Source organism: Microbacterium sp. FW305-3-2-15-F-LB2, assembly GCF_058787255.1.
Genome location: NZ_JBYSZO010000001.1, coordinates 2,332,575 through 2,356,906 on the forward strand (window position 1 = coordinate 2,332,575; position 24,332 = coordinate 2,356,906).

The 24,332-nt window shown below is 69.4% G+C and carries 22 protein-coding genes and 1 tRNA gene; 10 read left to right on the forward strand and 13 right to left on the reverse strand.

Annotation, left to right across the window (positions count from 1 at the left end):
* The first annotated feature begins 85 nt into the window (after positions 1-85).
* On the forward strand, positions 86-937 hold the full coding sequence (locus tag AC3WLZ_RS11315) for a helix-turn-helix transcriptional regulator (RefSeq protein ID WP_492470081.1): 852 nt from the start codon (positions 86-88) through the stop codon (positions 935-937).
* 125 nt (positions 938-1,062) lie between these two features.
* The gene (locus AC3WLZ_RS11320; RefSeq protein WP_412925036.1) at positions 1,063-1,347 is read left to right on the forward strand and encodes a Fe-S cluster assembly protein HesB; all 285 of its coding nucleotides are present in this window, start codon (positions 1,063-1,065) and stop codon (positions 1,345-1,347) included.
* A 49-nt stretch (positions 1,348-1,396) separates the two neighbouring features.
* Here AC3WLZ_RS11320 and AC3WLZ_RS11325 read toward each other — a convergent pair whose 3' ends face one another.
* The 3 genes from AC3WLZ_RS11325 to AC3WLZ_RS11335 all read right to left on the reverse strand — a co-directional run bounded on the left by AC3WLZ_RS11325 (position 1,397) and on the right by AC3WLZ_RS11335 (position 3,253).
* Positions 1,397-2,260, reverse strand: a complete 864-nt coding sequence (locus tag AC3WLZ_RS11325; RefSeq protein WP_412925037.1) for a DUF8686 domain-containing protein — start codon at positions 2,258-2,260, stop codon at positions 1,397-1,399.
* 34 nt (positions 2,261-2,294) lie between these two features.
* Positions 2,295-2,370: transfer RNA gene (locus tag AC3WLZ_RS11330), tRNA-Arg, on the reverse strand.
* A 16-nt stretch (positions 2,371-2,386) separates the two neighbouring features.
* Complete coding sequence (locus AC3WLZ_RS11335; protein WP_492470082.1) at positions 2,387-3,253, reverse strand: NRDE family protein; 867 nt, start codon at positions 3,251-3,253, stop codon at positions 2,387-2,389.
* Between AC3WLZ_RS11335 and coaBC the strand changes: the two genes are divergently transcribed.
* Positions 3,252-4,454 (forward strand): bifunctional phosphopantothenoylcysteine decarboxylase/phosphopantothenate--cysteine ligase CoaBC, encoded by a 1,203-nt coding sequence (gene coaBC / locus AC3WLZ_RS11340; RefSeq protein WP_492470083.1) that lies wholly within the window; start codon positions 3,252-3,254, stop codon positions 4,452-4,454. The two genes, AC3WLZ_RS11335 and coaBC, sit on opposite strands and share 2 nt — an antisense overlap.
* A gap of 15 nt (positions 4,455-4,469) precedes the next feature.
* On the opposite strand, the gene AC3WLZ_RS11345 is transcribed toward coaBC, so the two are convergent.
* From AC3WLZ_RS11345 to AC3WLZ_RS11380, 8 genes are all read right to left on the reverse strand, one after another.
* Positions 4,470-5,549 (reverse strand): DUF2510 domain-containing protein, encoded by a 1,080-nt coding sequence (locus AC3WLZ_RS11345; RefSeq protein ID WP_492470084.1) that lies wholly within the window; start codon positions 5,547-5,549, stop codon positions 4,470-4,472.
* Positions 5,550-5,615: 66 nt separating this feature from the next.
* The gene (locus AC3WLZ_RS11350) at positions 5,616-9,050 is read right to left on the reverse strand and encodes an error-prone DNA polymerase (RefSeq protein WP_492470085.1); all 3,435 of its coding nucleotides are present in this window, start codon (positions 9,048-9,050) and stop codon (positions 5,616-5,618) included.
* A 48-nt stretch (positions 9,051-9,098) separates the two neighbouring features.
* Positions 9,099-10,643 carry a DNA polymerase Y family protein gene (locus tag AC3WLZ_RS11355; protein WP_492470977.1) on the reverse strand — a complete coding sequence of 515 codons (1,545 nt, stop codon included), beginning with the start codon at positions 10,641-10,643 and terminating at the stop codon, positions 9,099-9,101.
* A complete protein-coding gene (gene imuA' / locus AC3WLZ_RS11360; protein WP_492470086.1) occupies positions 10,643-11,368 on the reverse strand; it encodes a DnaE2-dependent mutagenesis accessory factor ImuA' in 726 nt (241 codons plus the stop codon). Before imuA' ends, AC3WLZ_RS11355 begins: the two co-directional genes overlap by 1 nt.
* Positions 11,369-11,452: 84 nt before the next feature.
* Entirely contained in the window at positions 11,453-12,010 is a 558-nt protein-coding gene (locus tag AC3WLZ_RS11365; protein ID WP_492470087.1) for a cysteine hydrolase family protein, read from the reverse strand.
* A gap of 57 nt (positions 12,011-12,067) precedes the next feature.
* Positions 12,068-12,565: an HNH endonuclease gene (locus tag AC3WLZ_RS11370; RefSeq protein ID WP_412925044.1), complete on the reverse strand. Its 498-nt coding sequence runs from the start codon at positions 12,563-12,565 to the stop codon at positions 12,068-12,070.
* A gap of 338 nt (positions 12,566-12,903) precedes the next feature.
* A complete protein-coding gene (locus AC3WLZ_RS11375; RefSeq protein WP_492470088.1) occupies positions 12,904-13,701 on the reverse strand; it encodes a M23 family metallopeptidase in 798 nt (265 codons plus the stop codon).
* A 355-nt stretch (positions 13,702-14,056) separates the two neighbouring features.
* The gene (locus AC3WLZ_RS11380) at positions 14,057-14,755 is read right to left on the reverse strand and encodes an iron-dependent transcriptional repressor DtxR (protein ID WP_412925046.1); all 699 of its coding nucleotides are present in this window, start codon (positions 14,753-14,755) and stop codon (positions 14,057-14,059) included.
* A 96-nt stretch (positions 14,756-14,851) separates the two neighbouring features.
* On the opposite strand from AC3WLZ_RS11380, the gene serC reads away from it, so the two are divergent.
* A complete protein-coding gene (gene serC, locus AC3WLZ_RS11385; RefSeq protein WP_492470089.1) occupies positions 14,852-15,973 on the forward strand; it encodes a phosphoserine transaminase in 1,122 nt (373 codons plus the stop codon).
* Between the two features lie 91 nt (positions 15,974-16,064).
* On the opposite strand, the gene AC3WLZ_RS11390 is transcribed toward serC, so the two are convergent.
* The gene (locus AC3WLZ_RS11390; RefSeq protein WP_492470090.1) at positions 16,065-16,718 is read right to left on the reverse strand and encodes a DUF3027 domain-containing protein; all 654 of its coding nucleotides are present in this window, start codon (positions 16,716-16,718) and stop codon (positions 16,065-16,067) included.
* A complete protein-coding gene (locus tag AC3WLZ_RS11395; RefSeq protein WP_412926153.1) occupies positions 16,702-17,085 on the reverse strand; it encodes a cold-shock protein in 384 nt (127 codons plus the stop codon). The genes AC3WLZ_RS11390 and AC3WLZ_RS11395 overlap by 17 nt, the downstream gene beginning before the upstream one ends.
* Positions 17,086-17,191: 106 nt before the next feature.
* Between AC3WLZ_RS11395 and AC3WLZ_RS11400 the strand changes: the two genes are divergently transcribed.
* From AC3WLZ_RS11400 to AC3WLZ_RS11425, 6 genes are all read left to right on the forward strand, one after another.
* Positions 17,192-17,461 carry a multidrug ABC transporter ATPase gene (locus AC3WLZ_RS11400; RefSeq protein WP_492470091.1) on the forward strand — a complete coding sequence of 90 codons (270 nt, stop codon included), beginning with the start codon at positions 17,192-17,194 and terminating at the stop codon, positions 17,459-17,461.
* Between the two features lies 1 nt (position 17,462).
* Positions 17,463-19,181, forward strand: a complete 1,719-nt coding sequence (locus tag AC3WLZ_RS11405; RefSeq protein WP_412925050.1) for a helicase-associated domain-containing protein — start codon at positions 17,463-17,465, stop codon at positions 19,179-19,181.
* Positions 19,182-19,226: 45 nt separating this feature from the next.
* Entirely contained in the window at positions 19,227-20,876 is a 1,650-nt protein-coding gene (locus AC3WLZ_RS11410) for a DNA repair helicase XPB (protein WP_412925051.1), read from the forward strand.
* Between the two features lie 69 nt (positions 20,877-20,945).
* On the forward strand, positions 20,946-21,638 hold the full coding sequence (locus tag AC3WLZ_RS11415; protein ID WP_128216810.1) for a response regulator transcription factor: 693 nt from the start codon (positions 20,946-20,948) through the stop codon (positions 21,636-21,638).
* 88 nt (positions 21,639-21,726) lie between these two features.
* On the forward strand, positions 21,727-23,439 hold the full coding sequence (locus tag AC3WLZ_RS11420; protein WP_412925052.1) for a sensor histidine kinase: 1,713 nt from the start codon (positions 21,727-21,729) through the stop codon (positions 23,437-23,439).
* 49 nt (positions 23,440-23,488) lie between these two features.
* A complete protein-coding gene (locus AC3WLZ_RS11425; protein ID WP_492470092.1) occupies positions 23,489-24,310 on the forward strand; it encodes a MerR family transcriptional regulator in 822 nt (273 codons plus the stop codon).
* Positions 24,311-24,332: the final 22 nt, after the last annotated feature.

The window sequence follows — 24,332 nt, forward strand, 5'->3', positions numbered from 1 at the left end:
CACCGGGTCGGCGAACCTTCCCGATGGTAGGGTCGACGCTACGAAAGGCGGCGACGCAGCCGTCACCCCCGGAAGTAGGTAGTTCGTGGGAACACCGGCCGCACTGCGCGACGACGCGACACTCGTGTCGCACGCCGTGGCCGAACTCGCGCGTCGGACCCACTTCCCCGTCGCTTTCGGCGGCCTCGAACACGACGGCGCGATTCATGTCTCGACGATCGTCGGGGCGCACACGCGCAGCATCGAAGGTCTCGTCGTCCATGCCGATCGTGGACTGGGCGGTCGGGCGCTCGTCGAGCGGCGCCCGCGCCTCGCCCTCGACTACCGCACCGCCCGGACGATCACGCACGACTACGACCGCGCCATCCTCGGCGAGGGCATCGCGACCCTGTTCGCCGTGCCCGTGCTGGTCCGGGGGAACGCCCGCGGGGTGCTCTATTGCGGGTCGTGGGCGCAGGCTCCCCTCGGGGAACGCGAAGCGCGACCGGCGTTCGACATCGCCAGCGAGCTCGGTACCGAGCTACGGGTCCGCGACGAGGTCGACCGGCGGCTGGCCGCGGCCAGCCCGGGCGGCGATGGCTTGAGCGCCGGGGCGAGGGAAGAGATCCGTCAGAGCTACGCGCAACTGCGCAGCATCGCCGCCACCGTGGGTGACGACGACGTTCGCCGCCGTCTGGAAGAGCTCGAGTCCCGCCTCGCCTCGCTCTCCGGTGATGCGACGGCCGATGCCGAGGCAGCCGGCATCCACCTGTCGCGACGCGAAATCGACGTGCTGGCGTGCGCGGCGGTCGGCTCCACCAACGGCGAGATCGCGGCATCCCTGAACCTTCGAGAGACGACAGTGAAGTCTTATCTCGCGTCGGCGATGTCGAAACTGGATGCCTCGACCCGACACGCCGCGGTCGCCCGTGCGCGGCGGGTGGGCCTCCTGCCCTGAGCCCCGTGAGGCCGTCCTGAACGGTCCGTGAGAATCCCCTGGCAATGGCGCGCTGAGGTTGAGACTCGCGCGCATTCTCGGAATCGTGGCTGGCCCCTGACGTCGACACAGAAGGAGAGTCACCCATGCTGACGCTCACCGAAGAGGCCACCACCGCCGTCAAGACCATCGCCGCCCAACTGCCGGATGCCGCCCAGGGCGGTGTGCGCATCGAGGGCGCCGGCTCCCCCGACTCGCAGTTCCGGCTGTCGGTCGTCGACGGCCCCGAGCCGCAGGACGCCGTCGTGGAGAACTCCGGCGCCCGCGTCTTCCTCGACGAAGACGCCGCGCAGGTGCTCGACGACCGCGTGCTCGACGCGCAGATCGACGGGCAGGGATCGGTGCAGTTCGCCGTCACCGCCCAGGCCTGATGCGATTCGACGATGCCCCGGCCGCGTGCCGGGGCATCGTTGTGTCCGCTCAGGCCGGACCGCGCCTGATCCAGGCGACGACGAAGAGGACGAGCCCGGCGACGAGGGCGGCCAGCACCCACAGCACGATGAGGTAATCGATCCACGACCCGATCGGCGGGGAGCCAGGCAGGAAGTTGCGAAGCGGGATCGTCGCGAAGAGCATCGCGCCCATCCATCCCAGAACGGTGACCTCCACCTTGCGTCCCCCGCGCAGCACGATGACGGCGACGGTGACGACCAGCACCGGGATGATCACCATGAGCGAGAGCAGCACGATACCGAAGACGACCGTGGATCCTGATCGCGTGAGGGTGATGTCGACCGCGAGCACACCGTCGCCCAACGGGGTCTCCGCCACGGAGATGTCCCACCCCGGGATGCCGCGTTTCGACGGCTGAACGGTCGTCGGCAGCGGAACCGATTCGCCGCTGGCATCCTCCTCGACCGCCATCATGATCGACCGCACCGAATAGCGGTCGAATGGCCAGTTCTCGATCTGGCCGTCCATCACGAGCGAGGTCTCGATGGGCGAGATCAGGTCGTCCGCGGCATACTCCGTCGCCTTCGAACCCGCCACGGCCGAGACGAGCACACCGAAAGGACGCCACGCGACCAACCCGTTCGTCACCGTGCCGTCCTCGCCCTGCGTCGGCACGATCGACACGGCGAAGCGGTTGGTGGTGGCATCCATCTTCTCGGGCGTCAGCGACAGCGCGACCGTGTCGCCGGACGTCTCCCCCTCACCGCTGGTCACGATGTCGCCGCTGCCCGCGTACAGGCCGACGACGGTGGCGTAGAGCGCGGCGAAGACGACGACGCAGGCGACCGTCCACAGGACGGTGCGGCGGCGGGAGGGCGCGGAGCTGCTCACGACCTCAGTGTGGCAGAGGGGCGAGCCCGGACCGTGGTGCCCCCGACAGGATTCGAACCTGCGACGCCCGCGTTAGGAGTGCGGCGCTCTATCCCCTGAGCTACGGAGGCGGGACTGCGTTTAAGCCTACTGCGAGCGCGCCGGGGTGCCTGCGCGCAGTTGGTCGGCAAGCGCGTCGTCCCACTCCCCCGGCTCGGACAGCACGGCCTCGCGGACATCGACGCCCTCGGCGCCCACCGTCGCGGCACACACCAGCAGTGATTCCAGAACGACTTCGTCGTGCGCGTCGCGGCGAAGGATCGAGGCGGACGGGTCGGCGGTGGATGCCGCGACGATCCCCAACCACGGCTCCCACCAGTCCTCGCCCTCCGCGATTCCGACCCGACGGAAGTCCTGCAGCCAGCGCCCGACCCGGGGAGTGGAAGGATCGTCCGGGCTGTGGTGGGCGATCATGTGCGTGCCGGGCGCGAGGCGCGTGCGGCGGGCGACGATCCCGTCCCATTCCACGACGGTGGCGCCATCGGCATCCACCTCCACGAGGTTGAATCCGCGGGTCGGCGGTGTCTGAGGGAGCGTCCCGGCGACGGACTGCAGGGAGATGCCACCACGACTGACGACCTCCTCGTCGGAGCGATCGGACACGTCCTCTCGGTTCAACAGAACGGCCAGACGCCGTGCGTTCGCGTCGACCGCGAGCCAGGCGCCGCCCGCGCGATCATCGCGCACGCCGCTCACCCCGGGCTGCTCGGGCCACCACGGACCGAATCCGCGCCACGGGCGGTGTCGGTCCTCGTCCCGGACGGCCAGGACCCGCACGGGCTGACCGCTGCCGGTGGGGACGTCGATGACCACGGTGCACATTCCCCCCACGCTACCGGGATCGAATTCGAGCGGGGCGGGTGCGCGGACGATGGATGCCGTGACGGGGGCAGCACGACACTGGCCGAGGTCGGCGCGCCGACCGATGGCATCCACCTGGAAGACTGGGGCCATGTTCGTCGTCGTGGGAGTGACCGGGGGCATCGCCGCCTACAAGACCGTCGGACTCGTCCGGCTGCTGGTGAAAGCGGGACACGACGTGCACGTCATCCCCACCGACGACGCGCTGCGGTTCGTGGGGTTGCCGACGTGGGAGGCGATCAGCCGCAATCCCGTGACCACGTCGGTGCACGACGACGTGGCGCGCGTGCGACACGTGTCGCTCGGCCAATCCGCGGACCTCGTCATCGTGGCTCCGGCCACCGCCAACACGCTCGCCTCGATGACGGCCGGACTCGCCTCCGACCTGCTCGGTACGACGCTGCTGGCGACGACCGCCCCGGTCGTGGTCGCCCCCGCGATGCACACCGAGATGTGGCGTCATCCCGCCACCGCGCACAACATGGAAGTTCTCCGCGCCCGAGGCGTGCACGTCGTCGGCCCGGCCGATGGCGCACTCACCGGTGGCGACAGTGGCCCGGGGCGCATGTCCGAGCCCGAGGAGATCGCCGCCGTGGCCCTTGCCCTGGTGGAACGGCCGCGAGACCTCGCCGGGGTGTCGATACTCGTGAGCGCCGGCGGCACACGCGAACCGATCGACCCCGTGCGCTTCGTCGGCAACCGTTCGAGCGGACGACAGGGCGTCGCCATCGCGCGCGCGGCCGCCGATCGCGGCGCGACCGTGACTCTGGTCGCGGCTCACCTCGACGCCGATGTCCGGCCGGATCCGCGCCTCGAGGTGATCTCGGTGGGCACCGCCGACGAACTCGGACGGGCGATGGATGCCTCCGCCCCCGAGGCCGATGTCATCATCATGGCCGCGGCGGTCGCCGACTACTCCGTCGCCGCCGTGTCGGAGCACAAGCTCCGCAAACAGGACTCCCCCGAGAGACTCACGCTCGAGCTCGTCGAGAACCGGGACATCGTCGCCGGGCTCGTCGCCGCCCGGCGCCCGGGGCAGACGATCGTGGCGTTCGCCGCCGAGACCGTCGCCAGCGAGGACGAGCTCATCGAACGGGCCCGCGCCAAAACCGCGCGCAAGGGCGTGGACCTCCTCGCCGCGAACGCCGTCGGGTGGACCCGCGGTTTCGAGTGCACCGAGAATGCCCTCACGATCATCGGGCGTCGCGGCGATGTCCTGGCGTCGGCATCCGGCTCGAAGGACGACACCGCCCACGCGCTGCTGGACGCGGTGCTCGCGGCGCGATCGCGCTGACGTCCCGGAGAGAGCTCAGTACCCGCTGTAGTACTGGAGCTGCTCGATCAGCGGGAGCATGGCGTTCAAAAGGACCACGATCCAGATCGAGACGGCGACGATCGTCACGACGGTCACCGCGATCCACCCCCACACCGGACCGAGTCCCTTGCCCGTCTGCCGGCGGAGGACCACCGCGCGGCCGATGATGTACACGCCGCCGCTGGAGATCACGAACACGAAGAAGCTGAAGGCCCAGTGGAACGGCTTCTCGATGCCACGGGCGCGCAGCTGACGCCAGTCGAGGAACGAGAACAGCACCGTGAGGGCGGCGACGACGAAGCTGAACACCGATGCCCCGGCCGACACCGCGAGAGACGACGAAGCGGCATAGGGCGCCTGCTCGGGGAAGGCCGAGGCGTAGATCGACTCCTGGACGAACGTCGTCCAGTCGAAGAGGAAGAGCACCAGGACGGACAGCAGCGGCAACGCGACGACGAGCCAGATCCAGACGGTGTTCGTCGGGATGTCGCGGCGGACGGGGGAACTCGTCGAGGACACCGCCGTCGCGCCGGGGTAGGCGGGCGCGCCGGGGTAGGCGGGCGCGCCGGAGCCGGGGTAGGCGGGGGCGCCGGAGGACGTGGGGGCGCCGGGATAGGCGGGCGCGCCGGAGGACGTGGGGGCGCCGGGGTAGGCGGGCGCGCCGGAGGACGTGGGGGCGCCGGGATAGGCGGGCGCGCCGGAGGACGTGGGGGCGCCGGGGTAGGCGGGCGCGCCGGAGGACGTGGGGGCGCCGGGATAGGCGGGCGCGCCGGAGGACGTGGGGGCGCCGGGATAGGCGGGCGCGCCGGAGGACGTGGGGGCGCCGGGGTAGGTCGCGGAGCTCGCCGGCGCGGCGGCGTCAGCCGCGGGCGACGCCGGAGCCACCGGGGGCACGGGCGGAGCGACGGGCTCTTGCGCGGGGCTCTGCGGGGAGTCGGCGGTCGGTGCGGCCGGTGCTTCGGGGGCGGGCGGGCGGACGTCGTCGGTCCACGCGGCGCCGTCCCATCGGCGAAGTCCGCCGCTGCCCGCGGGGTCGGGGTACCAGCCTTCGGGCGGAGTGGGCGTGTCGGTCATGTCGTTCCCCCTGTGGTGCGTCGCCTTGGCATGCGTGTCCCCTGAGTCTAATGACGGCCCCCGCGATCACCGGAAGTCCCGGGAGGCGTGCGAGACCCCGACGCGCAGGTCGGTGAACCCATCGGCGACCACGTTCGTGACCCCCTCGACCGACCTCTCGAGCATCCCGCGCACGATGAGCGCGGGCGACTCCCGCACGATCCGTCGATACCGGTTCCACACCCCCACCGAGCACACGATGTTCATCAGCCCGTGCTCGTCCTCGAGGTTGAGGAACGTGATCCCCGATGCCGTCGCCGGCCGCTGCCGATGCGTGACGAGTCCCGCCACCTCGACCCGCCGGTCCGTCTCGGCCGTGCGCAATTCCCGCGACGTCAGCACGCCGCGCGCATCGAGGGCCGAGCGGAAATGGGTGAGCGGATGGTCGTCGGTGGAGAGCCCCGTCGCCCAGAGGTCAGCGGCGAGCACCTCGTAGCTCGACGGGTCGGTGAACAGCGGAGGCTGCACGAACGCCACGGTGTCAGGCAGGAACTCCGGCCGATCCAGCGCCGCCGAACCCGACAGCCAGATCGCCTCCCGTCGCGCGTGTCCGAGGCACTCGAACGCCCCCGCCGTCGCGAGAGCTTCGAGCTGCGCGGTCACCAGTCCGGTTCGGCGCACGAGATCACGGAGGTCGCGGTATGCACCGCCGCGCTCACGCTCCGCCACGATGCGCTCGGCGACCTTGACGCCGATGCCCGTCACTCCGGCCAGCCCCATGCGCACCGCGAACGCTCCGTCGCGGCGGTGCGCTTCGGACTCATCGGGGGCCGAACGGTCGAAGTCTCCTGTCGGCGGCTGGTCGGCGCACGCGCACGCGTCGAGTCCGGTCGCGGGACGTCGGTGGCCGGCATCCGTCGCCCCGCTCTCGTCATCGAGGGGCTCGAGTCCCGCCTCGACACCCGAGCGCAGCAGATCGGGGCGTCGTACCCGCACCCCGTGGCGGCGCGCGTCGGCGGTGAGAGTCGCGGGCGAGTAGAACCCCATCGGTTGCGCACGCAACAGCCCCGCGAGGAACGCCGCGGGATAGTGCAGCTTGATCCACGAGCTGGCGTAGACCAGCAGCGCGAACGACAACGAGTGCGACTCGGCGAAACCGAAGTTCGCGAACGCCTGGATCTTGGCGTACAGCTCGTCGGCCACCGCACCGACCAGGTTGTTCTCTGCCATGCCCGCGTAGAGCTTCTCGCGGAGCGAATCGATGCGTTCGAGCCCACGCTTCGACCCCATCGCCCGACGCAACAGGTCGGCGTCTTCGGCGGAGCAATTGCCCACCGCGACGGCCATCTGCATGAGCTGCTCCTGGAAGACAGGAACACCCATCGTGCGCTCGAGCACCGGGCGGAGTCGTTCGTGCACATACGTGATCGGCTCCTGCCCGAGCTTGCGTCGCACGAACGGATGCACCGCCCCACCCTGGATGGGCCCGGGCCGGATCAGGGCGATCTGCACCACCAGGTCATAGAAGCGACGGGGCTGCAGGCGTGGCAACAGTCCCATCTGGGCGCGCGACTCCACCTGGAACACACCGATCGAGTCGGCGCGGCAGAGCATGTCGTAGACCGCCTTCTCTTCCTTGGGCAGCGTCGACAGCTCCCACCGCTCGCCTGTGGCATCCCGGATCAGGTCGAAGCAGTACTGCAACGCCGCGAGCATGCCGAGCCCCAGCAGATCGAACTTCACCAGTCCCATCCAGGCGGCGTCATCCTTGTCCCACTGGATCACCGTGCGGTTCTCCATGCGCGCATGCTCGATCGGCACGACTTCTCCGACGGGGCGGTCCGTGAGCACCATGCCGCCGGAGTGGATGCCGAGATGCCGCGGCGCCTTCAACAGTTCGGACGCGAACTCGATGACCTCGTCGGGGATGTCGTGATCGGCGCCGGACTCGAGCGTCGCGCCCCACCGTTCGACCTGCTTCGACCAGGCGTCCTGCTGGCCGGGCGAGTGCCCCAAGGCCCGGGCCATGTCGCGCACGGCGTTCTTGGGCCGGTACTGGATGACGTTCGCCACCTGCGCCGCGCGGTCGCGGCCATAGGTCTCGTAAACCCATTGGATGATCTCTTCGCGGCGGTCGGAGTCGAAGTCGACGTCGATATCGGGCTCTTCGTCGCGGAGGCTCGACAGGAATCGTTCGAACGGCAATTGGTAGAAGATCGAGTCGACCGCCGTGATGTCGAGCAAGTAGCAGACGGCGCTGTTCGCTGCCGATCCCCGCCCCTGGCACAGGATGCCGCGCCGCCGGGCCTCGGCGACGATGCCGTAGACGATGAGGAAGTAGCCAGGGAAGTCCTTCATCTCGATGACCGCGAGTTCGCGCTCGATGCGATCGCGGTCAGCGGCGGACAGGTTCGGATACTTGCGGGGCACGGCCTCCCACACCAGGTGCCGCAGCCATGACATCGGGGTGTGCCCCTCGGGGACGGTCTGCTTCGGAAGCGCGGGCTTCGCGCGGCGCAACGGGAAGGCGAGCTCGTCGGCGAGCGAAACGGTGTGCGCGACCGCCCCCGGATACCGGGCGAACCGCGCCGCCATCTCGGCACCGGAGCGCAAGTGGGCGCCGGCGTGCGCGGGCAGCCATCCATCGAGTTCGTCGAGACTGCGATTGGCGCGCACGGCGGCGACGGCAGCGGCCAGCAGCTCCTTCTGCGGTGCCGCGTAGTGCACGTTGTTCGTGGCGAGCACGGGGAGTCCGCGCTCCGCAGCGAGAGCGGCGAGCAGGTCGTTGTGCACCGAATCGAGAGGACTGCCGTGATCGATCAACTCGACCTGCACGGACTCGGATCCGAACAGATCGACCAGGCGGTCGAGCGCGCGCGCGGCCCCCACGGGACCCTCGGATGCCAGCGCCTGACGAACCATCCCCTTCCGGCATCCGGTGAGCACCGCCCACTGCGGATCGGCCGGACCGCCGGCACGATCGGCGAGGTCGGGGAGGTCGTAGACCGGCCGCCCCTTCTCACCACCGGAGAGCTGGGCGTGGGTGATCGCCGCGGCGAGACGGTGGTATCCCTCTTCTCCTCGCGCCAGGACGAGCAGATGGGAGCCCGCGGGGTCGGGCTGACCGTTCTGCGGTCCCGGGAGCCCGAGCGAGAGCTCGGCACCGAAGACGGTGCGCACGGTGCGTGCCTCCGCGGCCTCGGCGAACCGGACGATGCCGTAGAACCCGTCGTGATCGGTGAGAGCGAGCGCGTGAAGACCGAGCCTCTCGGCCTCCTCCACGAGTTCTTCTGGCGAAGACGCCCCGTCGAGGAAGGAGTAGGACGAGTGCGCGTGCAGTTCGGCGTACGGGACCGCATCGACGGGGCGCTCGATCGTGGGAGGGACGTACGGCCCGCGCTTGTGCGACCACGCCGGGCTGTCGCCCCCGTCACCGTTCGCGGGTGCGGAGACCGGACGTCGCGTATCGCTCAGGGCTCGTTCGAGCTCCGACCACTTCACGGGCGGGTTGTGGAAGCCCATCAGCGCTCCCCCGTCTGCCGGGCGCTCGCGGCCTGGGCACGAGGACGTTCAGTCATAGCGTCCCTCCGCCCGCCATTCCCCCTCTTCGACGACGAGCAGCCACGCACCGCCGTCGGCGTCGACCACCTGGAAGCGGTGGGCGCGCCGGCGCCGCAACGGATCCCATCCGCGTTCGCTGATCGGCCAGGGCCCCGCCCACTCACGGATCCGCACCCGCCGTCCACCGGCGTCGAGGATCGCCGGTGGCGCGCTCAGCACATCGCGCTCCCCCACGGTCACCGAGGCTCCCGCGATGTCGGTGACCTCGACCAGCCGGGGCTCGGGGTACACCGTCGCCGGCAGGGGGTCGGGGAGGCTCCCCGGCCAGGGACGGGTACGGTCTTTCGCCGTGACCGCGCGGTCTCCCCACGGAACCGACACCTGGCGCTCGGCGAGCCAACGTCCGCCTCCCACGACCGGGGTGACGACGGCGCGATGGCCGAGCATGGCCTGCACCCGGGAGAGGGCATGATGCACTTTCTCGTCGGGCCCGGCGCCGAAGAGACCCTTGGCGTGGTGCGACGCATCGTCCACCGCTTCCGGCTCGATGGAGACCTCGGCCACGCCGCTGCCGAAAATGCCGCGACCGTCTTCGGCGAGTTGCCACCGCACACGGTCGACCACGGCGCCGGCGTCGAACGAGCCCGGATGCAGCCACACGCGCTCGCTGCGCTCCCCCCGTTCGCCCGAGAGCACCACACGCAACTCGGTGCACACCAGGTTCTGCGCTCCCAGCCGGGCGATGAACTCTTCGGCGGCCACGCGAATGCCGAAGGCGATCTGGTCGGCGAGCTCGAGCGGCGGCTCGAAGGCGACCTCGCGGCGGAGTTCGGGCGGCGGTGTGCGAGGCTGCACCGGCTGGGAATCACGCCCGGAGGCGAGAGCATGGAGTCGCGCCCCCCGCTCGGCGAAGCGCTCGCGGACGCGCTCGACGGGCATCGCGGCGAACTCTCCCAGCGTGTGCACCCCGAGACGGGCCAACAGACTCGCCAGATCCCCGTCGTCGAGAGTGGTCACCGGCAGCGGCGCGAGGAAGGTGGAAGCCTGTCCGCCTGGCACCACGCGCACGGGATCATCCGCGCGGGTGACACGGGCGGCGTGCTCGGCGGTGAACACGCCGTCGGCGACGCTCGCGCGGACATCGGTGAAACCTTCCGCCACGAGAAGCCGCACGAGCATGCGCGCCGCTTCTGCTTCGCCCCCGTAGTAACGCGCGGGCCCACGGGCGCGAAGCGCGCAGAGCCCGGGACGCACGATCTGCACCCCCGGGGCGTGCTCTTCCACCAGGGCCACGACCGGGGCGAAGACTCGCGCGTCACGGACGTGGTCGGCCGTGACGACGATCACGGACGGACACAGCGCCTGCGCATCACGACGCCGTTGCCCTCTCCGCACCCCCTGGGCGCGCGCCGCCGCCGAACACGCCACGACCATGTTGTTCTCGAACACCGCCAAGGGCGCGTCGTCTCGCGGTGGCCGAGCCGCTTCGCGGCGATACGCCGACACCGGCCAGTCGGGGAGCCAGAGGACGAGGCTGCGGGTGGGCTCGCGCATCATCCCGCCACCCTTCGATATTCCGTCTGCTCACGCGGGACGAGCCTCTCGGTGGGGGCACCGAGCAGTTCGATCGATCCGTCGGCCGCGGGGAGCAGCATGCGAGCGCGACGCGCCGTGGGGGTGCGTTTACTGCTGACCGACACCGTGAGCTCACGGCCGGCGAGATAACCGTGCCCCTGCCCGAGCCCCGCCCACCGGGGGTCTGCGACGTCGATCACCGCCTCCGCCTGCGGCCAGGCCCCCTGCACCAGCAGCACGGTGCCGCGGTCGCGCAGCCGCGCCGCGAGCCGAGTGGCTTCGGCACCCCCGCGCGCGGTGTTCGCTCCCACCGGCGGGCGAACAGCCACGACGGGGAGGACCTCGGCGATCGTGGCCGTTACCGCCAGCCATCGCGGGCCGGGATCAGGGATGAAGACCAGACGGTCCAGATCGAGACCGTACTTCTCGGCGGCCTCGGCACCCAGCTCGGGCATGCCGATGACACCGCACCATGCCCCGTCCTGCGAAGGACGTGCCATGAGCGCCAGCAGCAGAGACATCGAGCGAGCGATCGCGTACGCCGATCCGGAACGGAGACCGCCTCCGGGAAGCAGCGACGTGAAGGCTGGATGCGTCGGCAGCACCGGCGCGTCCATGCGACGCCCCTGCATCCGCTCGAGGCGATCGCGGAGCGCGTGGATATCGGGAACGGCCTCCGCCTGGTCTCGCACGATCGCCCTCACTCCCACAGGTTAGAACATGTGTTCTACACTCTCAATCCCTGTGTTTCGAAGATACGATCACCCTCCGACATCGCTACGGGCGGCTCAGATCATGTCAGCGGTCCGCACGACGCGGGCGAAACCTCCCTGCTGCAGCACGAGCGCGGTCGAGGTCATCAGCTCGGCCGCCGTGCGTGTGACAGTTCCCAGACCCGCGATCTCGGCCGACAGATCGAAGGTGCGAGTGGCATCCAGGACGACAGTCACGTCGTATCCGAGGTTGCCCGCCATCCGTGCCGTGGTCTCTACGCACATGTTCGTCTGAATACCGCAGATAACCAGTTCCCGGATGCCATGCTCCCCCAGCCACGCATGCAGGTCGGGGTCACCGTAGAAGGCCGAGTTGACGTTCTTCGTGAGGAGGAGCGCCGGCTCGACCACCGCGACGGCGTCGACGAGGGCGTTGCCCGACGACGAGGGATGCAGCGGCGATCCCTCCGACCGGGAGTCGTGCCGCACGACGACCACGGGCTCGTCATCGGATCTCCACCGGTCGACGAGCGCCGCCACGTTCGCCTCGCAGTCCGGGTTGGCGGTCGGGCCCCAGAAGTCGAGGTCGTCGAAACCACGCTGCATGTCGATCACGAGGAGAGCACGAGTCATGCCCCCATCACACACCGACCGGGATGCCGCGCACCACCGGCCCCGGGCGACCGGGCGTTACGCCGCGAGCGCCAGGTACGGCTCCCAGCGCGGGTCGGACTTGTCGACTCCGCGAACCGTCCACGAGGATCCGTGCGGAGGAGCCGGGACCAGCCGCAACTCCCACATCATCTCCTGGGGCGTCCGGTCGCCCTTGACGTTGTTGCAGCGCAAGCAGCACGCGACCAGGTTCTCCCACGTGTCCTTGCCCCCGCGTGACCGGGGCAGCACGTGGTCGATCGTGGAAGCGGCCTTCCCGCAGTAGCCGCAGCGGTGCGCGTCGCGACGCAGCACCCCCCGACGGGTCACCGGCACGCGACGCGCGCCGGGAACGCGCACGTAACGGGTCAGGATGATCACCGCGGGACGATCGTACGTGCCCGCCGCTGCCCAGACAGGATCACCGTCCACGCGTTCGACGACGGTGGCCTTCTCGTTCATCACGAGCACGAGGGCTCGCTTGAACGACACCACGGCGAGCGGCTCGTAGCCGGCGTTCAGCACCAGTGTGCGCATTCCGTTTCCTCTCGAATGGCCGAGACGGCTTCTCGGATGTTCGACTCGTGACGGAAAGAGAGCTGCAGGGGTATGAAAAAAGGCGCCGTCTATGCAGACAGCGCCTCAGAAGTCGCGGTGAACCCGCGGCATCCGCTCACACGATGCCGAAGAACGAGCAGCCCGAGCGCATCCATGGTGCGGATGCGAGGCATGGTGTCCATCAGCTTTCCCTTCGGTTCTCCCGACGTCGCGAACAGGCTAACCCACGGCGACACGCCCGGGGTCCGCTGCACAGGGAAACGACAGACGGCGTGTCGGAGAACGATGGTCTCCGACACGCCGTCTGAGGGGTGTGATCAGCCCGCGTTCTGCTGCAGCCAGGCGTAGGGGTCGACCACGGAACCGTTGATGTGCACCTCGAAGTGCAAGTGGTTCGCGGTCGAGCTGCCCGTTGAACCGACGAGTCCGATGAGCTGTCCCGCGGCGACGGTCTGACCCGCCTGAACCTGACGGCTGCCATAGGTCATGTGGCCGTAGGTCGTGGAGACCTTCTGGCCGTTGATGACGTGCTCGATGACGATGCCGACGCCGTAACCGCCGTAGCTCTCGGACGACACGCTCACCACACCGCCGGCGGCGGCGAAGATGGGCTGCCCCTGGGGCGCGAGCAGGTCGACGCCCTGGTGGTAGCCGGAGTCCCACAGACCGCGGCCCAGGATGTAGTTCGTGAGCGGCCAACGCACCTCGCCCGAGCCGGGCGCGGTCATGTTGAGGTTGATCGAGGAGACGGCGACGTTCGCGCTGGCGGCCAGCTGGCGCGCACGTTCGGCGGCAGCCGCGGCGGCGGCTTCCTGATCCTTCTTCTTCTGGATCTCTTCGGCCGTGGTGGCCGAGTAGCTGCTGCGATCGAGAGTCTCGGCGTTCGCGTTCGACGCGACGACGAGCGACTGGTTGTCGGGAGCCGACATCTCTTGCAGCGTCATCGTCTCGGCCGCGGGCAGAGAAGCGGCGTACGCGGGGATGGCCACCGTCGCGACGAGGCCGGCGACCATCGACAGGATGACCGCGCTGCGCAGAGGCTTCCCTCCCCGCCGGAAGGACGAGCCGGAGCGGGGCGCCGGAGCGGGTCGGGCGACCGTCGGCGAGGCGACCACGGGGGTTCGCTGGGGGCGGCGGGCGGGTCGGGTGACCGCAGCGCGCGCGCTCTTTCGAGTCTGACCCGCTACGCGGACCTCGGGCAGGTCCTCAACGGGATCGGTGTGTTCAGCCAAATTTCCTCCGGCGCCTCTGCGTTCGTACGCTGGCTCGTCAGCACTCGATTTGGGGGCACGATGTGCGGGCTTCACCCTCTGCGGACGACGAGCCGATGAGGCAAACCGCGAGGGGTCCGACGGCGGGCTTCTCGCCTGTGGACCTTCAGAGGCTACCCGAAGATAACGAAACTGTCACGCCAGGCGACGGGGTGTACAGGAGATGGCCGGGATGCGACGACCCGCCGGACGGTGGAGGTCAGGCCTCGTCGACGAGGAAGATGTGCGACGCGACTTCGACGGGCAGTTCGAGTCCGTCGTCGACCCCGTCCATCTCTACGAGGACGTAGCCCTCGTTGAAGCGGAAGCCGCCGCGGGCACCGGGCATGACACCGGCGGCCTTCAACTGCTGAAGAAGCTCGGGATCGACCTGCGCCGGCTCGGCGAGACGTCGAACGGTACCCGAGATCGGCCCACCGGCATCCGTCAGCCTCCGCACCAGTCCCACGACGCCTTGTTCGAACGTCATGCTGGCGACGTCGCCGAGCTGATCCAGCCCGGGAATCGGGTTGCCGTAGGGCGACTCGGTGGGGTGCCCGAGCAGTTCGACGAGGCGGCGCTCGACCTGCTCGCTCATGACGTGCTCCCAGCGGCAGGCCTCGTCGTGGACATACGCCCAGTCGAGACCGATCACATCGCTGAGCAAGCGCTCGGCCAGGCGATGCTTGCGCATGACGTCGACGGCCTTCTGTCGTCCGTCGTCGGTGAGCTCGAGTCGGCGGTCTTCCGAGACGACGACGAGTCCGTCGCGCTCCATGCGGCCGACCGTCTGCGAGACGGTCGGCCCCGAGTGACCGAGACGTTCCGAGATGCGGGCACGCAGGGGGACGATGTTCTCTTCCTCCAGCTCGAGGATGGTGCGCAGGTACATCTCGGTGGTGTCGATGAGATCGGTCATTCAGCAATCCTCGGGCGTCGTGGCGGTCTTCTCAGCCTACCGACCCCATACGACACACGCGCCGGTCTCGCCTGACCCCCGCCCTAGAATCGACGCATGCCGCATGTGGACCTTCCCACCGACCTCCTGCCCGCCGACGGCCGCTTCGGATGCGGCCCTTCGAAGGTGCGCGGTGCGCAGCTCGAAGCACTCGTCACCCGTGGCGCCACCATCCTCGGAACCTCGCACCGCCAGGCACCGGTGAAGAACCTCGTCGCCAGCACGCGGGAGCGGTTCGCCGAGCTGTTCCGCCTGCCCGAGGGCTACGAGATCATCCTCGGCAACGGCGGTTCGACGGCCTTCTGGGATGCCGCGGCCTTCGGTCTCATCGAGAACCGCAGCCAGAACCTCGTCTCCGGCGAGTTCGGCGGCAAGTTCGCCGCCGCGGCGGCCGCGCCGTGGCTGCAGGCGCCCGACGTGCGCCGTGCCGAGCCCGGCACCCGCGCGGCATTCGAAGCTGTCGAGGGCGTCGACGTCTACGCGTGGCCGCACAACGAGACCTCGACGGGTGTCGCCGCTCCCGTCACCCGCGTGCACGGCGACGCCGGGGCGCTGACCGTCATCGACGCGACCAGCGCCGCGGGCGGGATCGACTTCGACGTCGCCGAGGCCGATGTCTACTACTTCGCTCCGCAGAAGAACCTGGGCTCCGACGGCGGACTCTGGTACGCCGCCGTCTCGCCCGCCGCGATCGAGCGGATCGAGCGGATCGCGGCATCCGGTCGTTACATCCCGGAGTTCCTCAGCTTGAAGAACGCGGTCGACAACTCCCGGCTGCAGCAGACGTTGAACACCCCGGCACTGGCGACTCTCCTGCTCCTGGATGAGCAGCTGGGCTGGATCCTCGACAACGGGGGCCTGTCCTGGGCCGGTGCCCGCACGGCGGAGTCGTCCTCGGCTCTCTACGACTGGGCCGAGGCGAGCGAGGTCGCGACCCCGTTCGTGGCAGATCCCGCCGACCGCTCCCCCGTCGTCGTGACGATCGACTTCGACGAGTCGATCGACGCCGCCGCCATTGCCAAGAGCCTTCGCGCGAACGGGATCGTCGACACCGAGCCGTACCGGAAGCTCGGTCGCAATCAGCTGCGCATCGCGACCTTCGTCTCGATCGAGCCCGACGACGTCCGCCGTCTCATCGGAGCGATCGACTACACGATCGAGCGCCTCCCCCAGGCCTGACCCTCATCTGACGAGAAGCCGCCCCGCTCGCGCGGGGCGGCTTCTGCCGTTTCGGGGGTCGTGCGCAGGATGCCGCTGACGACGCGTCGACTCAGTAGCTCCGCTCGTGCTCGTCGTCGTCATCGAACTCGTCGTCGCCCGCGGCCTCGTCGTCGGCCTCGTCACCCGAGTCGTCGCCCTCGACATCGTCATCGGAGTCGTCCCCCTCGACATCGTCATCGTCCGAGCCCTCGGCGGACTCGTCCAGCTCGTCGATGTCGACGCCGTCGAGGTCTCCGGCGTGCAACCGGGCCTTCGGCTCGTCGTCCTCATCGTCGTCGGACTCGTCTTCGGCATCCTCGTCGTCGAGGTCATCGTCGTCGAGGACGTCCTCGTCCAGATCGTCCTCGTCCGACTCATCGCCCGCGGCGGCCGCCGCAGCCTGAGCGGCCTGGTACTCGGCGAGGCGTTGCGCCCAGGGCACCCAGTCGGGTGCGAGCAGTGCACCTTCGCCGGGAAGCAGCTCGGTCTCGAGAACGGTCGGCTCGGCACCCTCGACGACGGCGAGGGTCACGGTCCAGTGCCAGCCCGGGTATCCGGCGAGGCGGGTGTGGAACCAGAGCGACACGACGTCATCGTCTTCCACGACATGACCGACCGCCGGTCCGATGGTGTCGGCCGGGGTGATCTCGCGCAACGCAGCGAGCGCGAGGTCGTGCGCGTGGAGCAGCCGCTCGTCGGCGACGGGCTCAGGCTTCGAAGTCATCGGCGACCTTACGCAGGACCGCAGCGATCTTGTTCGCGTGTGCGCCGCTGGGGTAGCGCCCGCGACGCAGGTCACCGCCGATTCCGTCGAGGAGCTTGACGAGGTCTTCGACGATGATCGCCATGTCATCAGCGGGCTTGCGGGAACGCTTGGACATGCTGACGGGAGCCTCGAGCACGCGCACCGACAGGGCCTGCAGACCGCGCTTGCCATCGGCCACACCGAACTCCAGTCGCGTGCCGGCCTTGGGCGCGGCGGTCCCGGCGGGTAGGGCGGTGGCGTGCAGGAACACGTCCTGGCCGTCATCGGTGGTGATGAAGCCGAAGCCCTTCTCTTCGTCGTAGAACCTGACCTTGCCGGTGGGCATGGACACCTCGCTGAGTGTGTGCGCGATCGCGCGGCGGAACTCGGAACCCGATCGGATCCCGGCCCCCCAGCCTACGGCACGGCCGCCAGGCGCTAGGCTGACGACGATGAGCACGCGCACCCCCGACGGCGATGTCCCGATCCGTCGCATCGACCGCATCCTGGCGTTCATGTCGCTCGGGCTGGGAATCGTGTCGATCGTGTGCTTCTTCGTCGTCATCCTCGCCCGGCCCGCCGGCGTGACCGACTTCGGCGAGGGCATCTGGCCCACCATCGTGGTGCTGCCCCTCAATGCGCTTCCGGTCGCCTTCCTCATGATGATGGCCGTGCTCATCATGAGCTTCGTGCGAAGGGCACGCGCCAACAGGGGACGCTGACGTGCCCGAGACCTCCGATCAACGCGCACTGGCGGTCTCGTTGAGCGCTCTCCGAGACGAGGCCCTCGCTCACCTGTTCGCCGCGCGTCATGTGTCGGCATCCGCGACGTGGCGTGACATGTTCGATGCGGCGGACGCGCTCCTCGACTCCTCGTCGATCGGCCGGGCGCTGCCTCTCGTGAATCGCCGGGAGGCCGAGGCCCTGGTCGCGGCGATCGATGGCGCCCTCGTTCCGGATGCCGTTCGGCCACCGCTCCAGGACATGGCTCTCGTCGACGCCAACGGCCGCGTGTATGCCGCGGTCGCCGCGGCCCTCGCCGAGATCGCGCCCGACGGTCTCCCCCAGGCCGGGGTCGAGCCTCGTGTCGACGCGGCCGACGACGCCGCGGCTGCCGAATCGGCGTTCACCCACGCTGCCGCTCTCGCCGACGTCCTGCTCCTCACCCTGGAGTCCCCCCTGGGTCGCATCGGGTCGGGTTCGCTGGGCGCCAGCGAGCGCCGCCGTCTCGTGGATTCGGGCGCCGCACGCTCGGCGGAGGAGGCGGATCTCCTGGTCGGGATGGCCGCACGGACGGGTCTGCTGGGCTCGAACGGGCGCGCATGGCTCGTCACGCCCGCCGGCCGTTCCTGGCTGCGCCTCCCCACTCTCGAGAGGTGGGCCAGCACCGCTCGGGCGCTGCGTGACGCACTCCCCGCGGCATACCGCACGCCGTCGGGCGCGTGGATGCCGCAGGCGGCGTGGGCGGGAGCCACCCCGTTCGACCCCGCCGGCGAAGAGCGCGCGGCGCGATGGGCTCACCGGCTGCGGGCATGGGGGCTGCTCGACGCGCGGGGCGCCGTGCCCGTCTGGGGTCGGGGTCTGGCCGAGGGCGGCGACGTGGATGCCTCCGCTCTCCGTGCCCTGCTGCCGCCCGAGGTCGATCGCGTCTACCTGCAGAACGACCTGACCGCCATCGCTCCGGGCCCGCTCGCGCCGCACCTCGACGTGCGTCTGCGCGGGATGGCGGTGCGCGAGTCCCGCGCGCAGGCGTCGAGCTACCGCTTCAGCGCCGCGACGATCGGCGCGGCGATCACGGCCGGCGAGACGGCCGACAGTTTGCGCGACTTCCTCACGGGCATCTCACTCACCGGCCTTCCCCAGCCGCTCGCGTACGTCATCGAGCGCACCGCGGCGGAGCATGGACGCGTCCGCGTCGCCGCTGACTCGGCATCCGGTCTCACGACGGTCCGCACGGATGACGAGACGCTGCTGCGGGCCATGGAAGTCGACACGTCGCTGCGATCGGTCGCTCTCACCCGCTCGGGAGCCGAACTCATCACGCACGTCGCGGCCGATGTGGTCTTCTGGGCGCTCAGCGACGCCCGCTACCCGGCTGTGGCGGTCGACGACGAGGGCCGTCCGCGCGCGGTGGAGCGGGCGAAGCTGGCCGTGGCCGAGAGCCCGGACGATCCGACGGATGTCTACGCTCCCCTCATTGCGCGTCTGCGCGCGGGCGGAGAGGACTCGGATGCCGCGTGGCTCGAGCGCGAGCTCGATCAGGCGGTCCGCGCCCGCGCGGTCGTCGACGTGACCGTGCGTCTGCCCGACGGATCGTCGCGAGTGTTCCGGCTCGAAGCGACCGGGCTCGGCGGTGGACGTCTGCGCGGACGCGACCGCGCCGCCGACGTGGAGCGGACCCTGCCGCTGTCCCACATCGTCTCGATCACCCCCGCCGTCTGAGACCAGCGACGACGCCTCCCCGGCGCACCGGTAGACTCGAACGCTATGGCTGACGGCCCCCTTATCGTTCAGAGCGACCGCACGGTGCTCCTCGAGGTAGCGCATCCCGAGGCGGAAACCGCGAGGCACGAGCTCGCGGTGTTCGCCGAGCTGGAACGGGCTCCGGAGCACATCCACACCTACCGCATCACTCGGCTCGGCCTGTGGAACGCCCGCGCGGCCGGACATGACGCGGACGCGATGCTGCAGACGCTCGACAAGTGGTCGCGCTTCCCGGTCCCGGCGTCGGTGAGCACCGACATCCGCGAGACCGTCGGGAGGTACGGCCGACTGGTCATCGAGCGGGATGACGAGGGCGCCCTCGTCCTGCGCTCCACCGACCCGGCGGTGCTCGGCGAGGTCTCGCGCAACAAGCGCATCTCGCCGCTGCTCATCGGCCACCCCACCCCCGACAGCTACACCGTCGATGCCTGGGCGCGCGGCCACATCAAGCAGGAGCTGCTGAAGATCGGCTGGCCCGCGGAAGATCTCGCCGGCTATACGCCCGGTACGCCGCACCCGATCGACCTCGACGAGGACGGCTGGCAGCTCCGGCCCTACCAGCGACAGGCGGTGGAGTCCTTCTCCGAGGGCGGCTCCGGTGTCGTCGTGCTTCCGTGCGGGGCGGGCAAGACCCTCGTCGGGGCAGGGGCGATGGCCGAGACCCGCACGACCACGCTCATCCTCGTGACCAACACCGTCAGCGCCCGCCAGTGGCGCGATGAACTGCTGCGCCGCACGAGCCTAACTCCGGAGGAGATCGGCGAGTACTCGGGCCAGTCCAAGGAGATCAAGCCGGTCACGATCGCGACGTACCAGATCCTCACCGCCAAGCGGGGAGGCAAGTACGCTCACCTGGCCCTCCTCGACGCGTTGGACTGGGGTCTCGTGCTCTACGACGAGGTGCACCTGCTCCCGGCACCGGTGTTCAAGCTCACCGCCGATCTGCAGGCTCGCCGCCGCCTGGGCCTGACCGCGACCCTCGTGCGCGAGGACGGACGTGAGGGCGACGTGTTCAGCCTCATCGGCCCCAAGCGGTTCGACGCGCCGTGGAAGGAGATCGAGGCACAGGGCTTCATCTCGCCCGCCGCCTGCTACGAGGTCCGCATCGACCTGCCTGCCGACGAGCGCCTCGAGTACGCCGCCGCAGCCGACGAAGACCGCTACCGCCTGGCCGCGACGGCCCCGGCGAAGATCGACGTCGTCAAGCGCCTCGTCGATCGGCATCCGGGCGAGCGCGTCCTCGTGATCGGTCAGTATCTCGATCAGATCGATGAGCTCGCCGAGGCTCTGCACGCCCCGAAGATCACCGGCGCCACGCCGGTCACCGAGCGCGAGGAGCTGTTCCAGGCGTTCCGCGAGGGCACGATCTCGCTGCTCGTGGTCTCCAAGGTCGCGAACTTCTCCGTCGACCTGCCCGAGGCCTCCGTCGCCGTGCAGGTGTCGGGGTCTTTCGGTTCGCGCCAGGAGGAGGCGCAGCGTCTGGGCCGCCTGCTCCGACCGAAGCAGTCGGGGCACACGGCGAGCTTCTACACGCTCATCGCGCGCGACACCGTCGACCAGGATTTCGCGCAGAACCGTCAGCGTTTCCTGGCCGAGCAGGGCTACGCCTACACGATTCTGGATGCCGAGGGGATCGGTGCCGCGGCGGCCTGAGCCCTACCAGCGCTCGGCGTTTCTCGCGATATCCAGCGCTTCCTTGAGTGAAGTCACGATAATGGGCGCATGACAGCACCGCGCATCCTCGTCGTCGACGACGAACCCAACATCCGCGACCTGCTCATTACGAGCTTGCGTTTCGCCGGATTCCAGGTCCGGGCCGTCGCCAACGGCGCGCAGACCATCTCAGCGGTTCTCGAGGAAGAACCCGACCTCATCGTGCTCGACGTGATGCTTCCCGACATGAACGGGTTCAGCGTCACCAAGCGCCTCCGCGGCGCCGGGTACACCGCCCCGATCCTGTTCCTCACCGCGAAGGACGAGACCGAGGACAAGATCACCGGCCTGAACGCCGGCGGCGACGACTACGTCACGAAGCCCTTCAGCCTCGACGAGATCGTCGCCCGCATCCAGGCGATCCTCCGCCGCACGATGCAGGCGGATGAGGAGTCGGTCATCCGCACCGGTGAGCTCACGATGGACCAGGACACGCACGATGTCAGCGTCGGCGACGTTTCGATCGACCTGAGCCCGACCGAATTCAAGCTCCTTCGCTATCTGATGCTCAACCCGAACCGCGTGCTGTCGAAGGCACAGATCCTCGACCACGTCTGGGAGTACGACTTCAACGGCGACGCCGGCATCGTCGAGAGCTACATCTCGTACCTCCGTCGCAAGATCGACCCGCACTCCTCGGAGCCGCTCATCCAGACCAAGCGCGGATTCGGCTACATGCTGAAGTCCGGCAAGACCGCCTGAGCGGAGAGCGATCCTGGAGAATTCCGACGATGCACTGACGCACTGGTGGCGCCGGCTGAGCCTTCGCACGAAGGTCACCGGCGTCACCGTGACCCTGCTGGCGGTCGGCCTCGTCGCCGCGGGCATCGGTACCCTGGTGTTCCTTCGCACAACCCTCATCAACAATCTGGACGAGCAGCTCGGGCAGCAGGCGGCGGGCAACATCGCCAACAGCATCTTCGTCACGGACGACAACGACGGTCAGCTCACCTTCACGCAGGTCGACAACGCGCCCCAAATCGGGTCCATGGTCGTGGTGTACGGCCCCGACGGTCAGCGCGTGGCGTTCTACAACGGCACGGCCATGAAGACGGTGCCGCAGCTCCCCGAGACCTTCTCGGTCGAACAGACCTATGGTCAAGTCGACCGACGCATCGACCTCGAGGACCCGGTGTCGGGGCAGCATTTCCTCGCGCGCGTGGGGCTGCTGCAGGTACCGGGCAACAACAGCCTCTACACGCAGATGGTCGTCCAGCCGCTGGCACCGACCGACCGGATCGTGGCGGCGTACATCGGCATCTACGGTTTCGTCGCCCTGTTGATCCTCATCGCCAGCGCGCTGCTGACCCGCGCCCTCGTCACCCTCACGTTCCGCAGCCTCGGGCAGGTCGAGACCACCGCGATGGACATCGCCGCCGGTGACTTCAGCCAGCGCCTGACGGACATCGTCCCCGATACCGAGGTGGGCAGGCTCAAGGCGGCCATCAATGCGATGCTCGGGCGCATCGACGGCGCCCTGAATCAGCGGGATGCCACGGTGCGGCAGATGCGCCGGTTCATCGGTGACGCGAGCCACGAGCTGCGCACCCCGCTCGTGACGATGCGCGGATACGCCGAGCTGTACCGGATGGGGGCCATCCACTCCGACGAGGACGTTGCTCAGGCGATGGAGCGGATCGAGAAGGAGGCCATCCGCATGGGCGCTCTCGTCGAAGACCTCCTCGCCCTCGCCCGTCTCGACGAGCGGCGCGATGTGGCGATCACGACCCTCGATCTCCGTCCCATCGCCCGGGATGCCGCGCTCGACCTCCGCGTGACGTCCCCGCAGCGAGAGGTGACCGTCGACGACACGACCGGCCGCGCGGCGATCGTGCTCCCTGTGATGACCATCGATCCCGAACTGCCAGCGGACGGTAGCGCGGAAACGAACCGCCGCAGGGTCGCTCCGACCACCTCGGCGATGGCGATCGCGGGCGCCACGCTCTCGCGGTTGCGTCGACGCAGAGACGCAACCGCCGACTCCGGACCTGCGGACGGCGATGTGGCCGCTAAGGCGGCTGAGGCTCCGACTCGCCGCGTCCCGAGCCTGGCTCCGATCGTCCTCGGCGACGAGAACCGCGTCCGTCAGGTCGTGGCGAACCTCCTCGGCAATGCTCGTCGCTTCACCGCTGACGACTCCCCCATCGGCCTGCGCGTCGGCGTCGACGCAGACACCGACATGGGGTGGATCGAGATCATCGATCATGGCGAGGGCGTGCCAGAGCAGATCCGCGAGCAGATCTTCCAGCGATTCTGGCGCGCGGACACCTCGCGCACGCGCGAAACCGGCGGCTCGGGCCTCGGTCTGTCGATCGTGGCATCCATCGTCGACCTGCTCCACGGCACGGTCGAGGTGCGAGACACTCCGGGCGGCGGCGCGACCTTCCGCGTCTCCCTTCCTCTCGCCGATCGCCGCAACGCGCAGGAGCACGCGCTGATCGAGACGCAGCCTCTCGAGCGCTTGCCGGAGAACTACCAGCCCGACGCCGACGCCTCCGCGTGATGCCGGGTCTCCTTGACCCTGACACGGTGTGAGAGGACACGATGACGTCATGGCCGAGACCACGAACCTGATGAGCATCGGTCGGTTCAGCTCGCTGAGTCGACTATCTGTGCGGATGTTGCGTCATTACGACCACCACGGCGTGCTCGTACCCGCCCATATCGATCCCTGGACCGGATACCGGCGTTACGCCCCGCACCAGCTGGTCGATGCGGCCGACGTCCGCAACCTTCGCGACGTGGGCTTCGGCGTCTCCGCCATCGCCGCTCTCCTCGACGCCCGCGGGACACCGGCATGGCACAGGGCGTTGCAGATGCAGCGCGCTGAGCTCGAAGCCGAAGCGCGTGCAGTACGGGAGCGGGTGTCGCTCATCACTCGACTACTCGGAGACGATCCCATGTCCATCACTCTCACACGCACCACTGTTCCCGCGGTGACCGCCGTTGCCCTGCGCGGTACCGTGCCGACCTATTCCGATGAAGGCCAGCTCTGGGGGCGTCTGATGCCCCTTCTGGCCGAGCAATCCCTCACACCGATCGGTCCGTGCGGGGTGATCGAGCACGATGACGCGTACGTCGAGCACGACGTCGACCTGTCGGTGTTCCTGCCGATCGAGGCGGGTATCACGGTGCAGGAACCGCTGCACCTGATCGAGCTGCCCGCGCGCGACTGTCTCGTCGCGCGCGTTCTCGGCCCCTACACGCAGATCAGCCAGGCGCACGATCGCATCAACGCCCGGCTGGCGGACGAGGGACTGAGCCCGCGCGCCGACGGAACGCTCGCGTCTCACGGGTTCAACATCTACCTGACCACGCCGGATCAGGTTGCCCCCGAAGACCTCATCACCGAGGTCTGCCGGCCTCTGGCCTGACCGGGAACGAAGAACGCCCCCT

Coding starts and splice junctions, on each gene's coding strand:
- AC3WLZ_RS11320 (WP_412925036.1), top strand. CDS start 1,063: ATGCTGACGCTCACCGAAGAGGCCACCACCGCCGTCAAGACCATCGCC.
- coaBC (WP_492470083.1), top strand. CDS start 3,252: ATGTTCGTCGTCGTGGGAGTGACCGGGGGCATCGCCGCCTACAAGACC.
- AC3WLZ_RS11335 (WP_492470082.1), bottom strand. CDS start 3,253: ATGGCCCCAGTCTTCCAGGTGGATGCCATCGGTCGGCGCGCCGACCTC.
- AC3WLZ_RS11345 (WP_492470084.1), bottom strand. CDS start 5,549: ATGACCGACACGCCCACTCCGCCCGAAGGCTGGTACCCCGACCCCGCG.
- AC3WLZ_RS11350 (WP_492470085.1), bottom strand. CDS start 9,050: ATGGGCTTCCACAACCCGCCCGTGAAGTGGTCGGAGCTCGAACGAGCC.
- AC3WLZ_RS11355 (WP_492470977.1), bottom strand. CDS start 10,643: ATGCGCGAGCCCACCCGCAGCCTCGTCCTCTGGCTCCCCGACTGGCCG.
- AC3WLZ_RS11365 (WP_492470087.1), bottom strand. CDS start 12,010: ATGACTCGTGCTCTCCTCGTGATCGACATGCAGCGTGGTTTCGACGAC.
- AC3WLZ_RS11370 (WP_412925044.1), bottom strand. CDS start 12,565: ATGCGCACACTGGTGCTGAACGCCGGCTACGAGCCGCTCGCCGTGGTG.
- AC3WLZ_RS11380 (WP_412925046.1), bottom strand. CDS start 14,755: ATGACCGATCTCATCGACACCACCGAGATGTACCTGCGCACCATCCTC.
- serC (WP_492470089.1), top strand. CDS start 14,852: ATGCCGCATGTGGACCTTCCCACCGACCTCCTGCCCGCCGACGGCCGC.
- AC3WLZ_RS11390 (WP_492470090.1), bottom strand. CDS start 16,718: ATGACTTCGAAGCCTGAGCCCGTCGCCGACGAGCGGCTGCTCCACGCG.
- AC3WLZ_RS11395 (WP_412926153.1), bottom strand. CDS start 17,085: ATGCCCACCGGCAAGGTCAGGTTCTACGACGAAGAGAAGGGCTTCGGC.
- AC3WLZ_RS11400 (WP_492470091.1), top strand. CDS start 17,192: ATGAGCACGCGCACCCCCGACGGCGATGTCCCGATCCGTCGCATCGAC.
- AC3WLZ_RS11410 (WP_412925051.1), top strand. CDS start 19,227: ATGGCTGACGGCCCCCTTATCGTTCAGAGCGACCGCACGGTGCTCCTC.
- AC3WLZ_RS11415 (WP_128216810.1), top strand. CDS start 20,946: ATGACAGCACCGCGCATCCTCGTCGTCGACGACGAACCCAACATCCGC.
- AC3WLZ_RS11425 (WP_492470092.1), top strand. CDS start 23,489: ATGGCCGAGACCACGAACCTGATGAGCATCGGTCGGTTCAGCTCGCTG.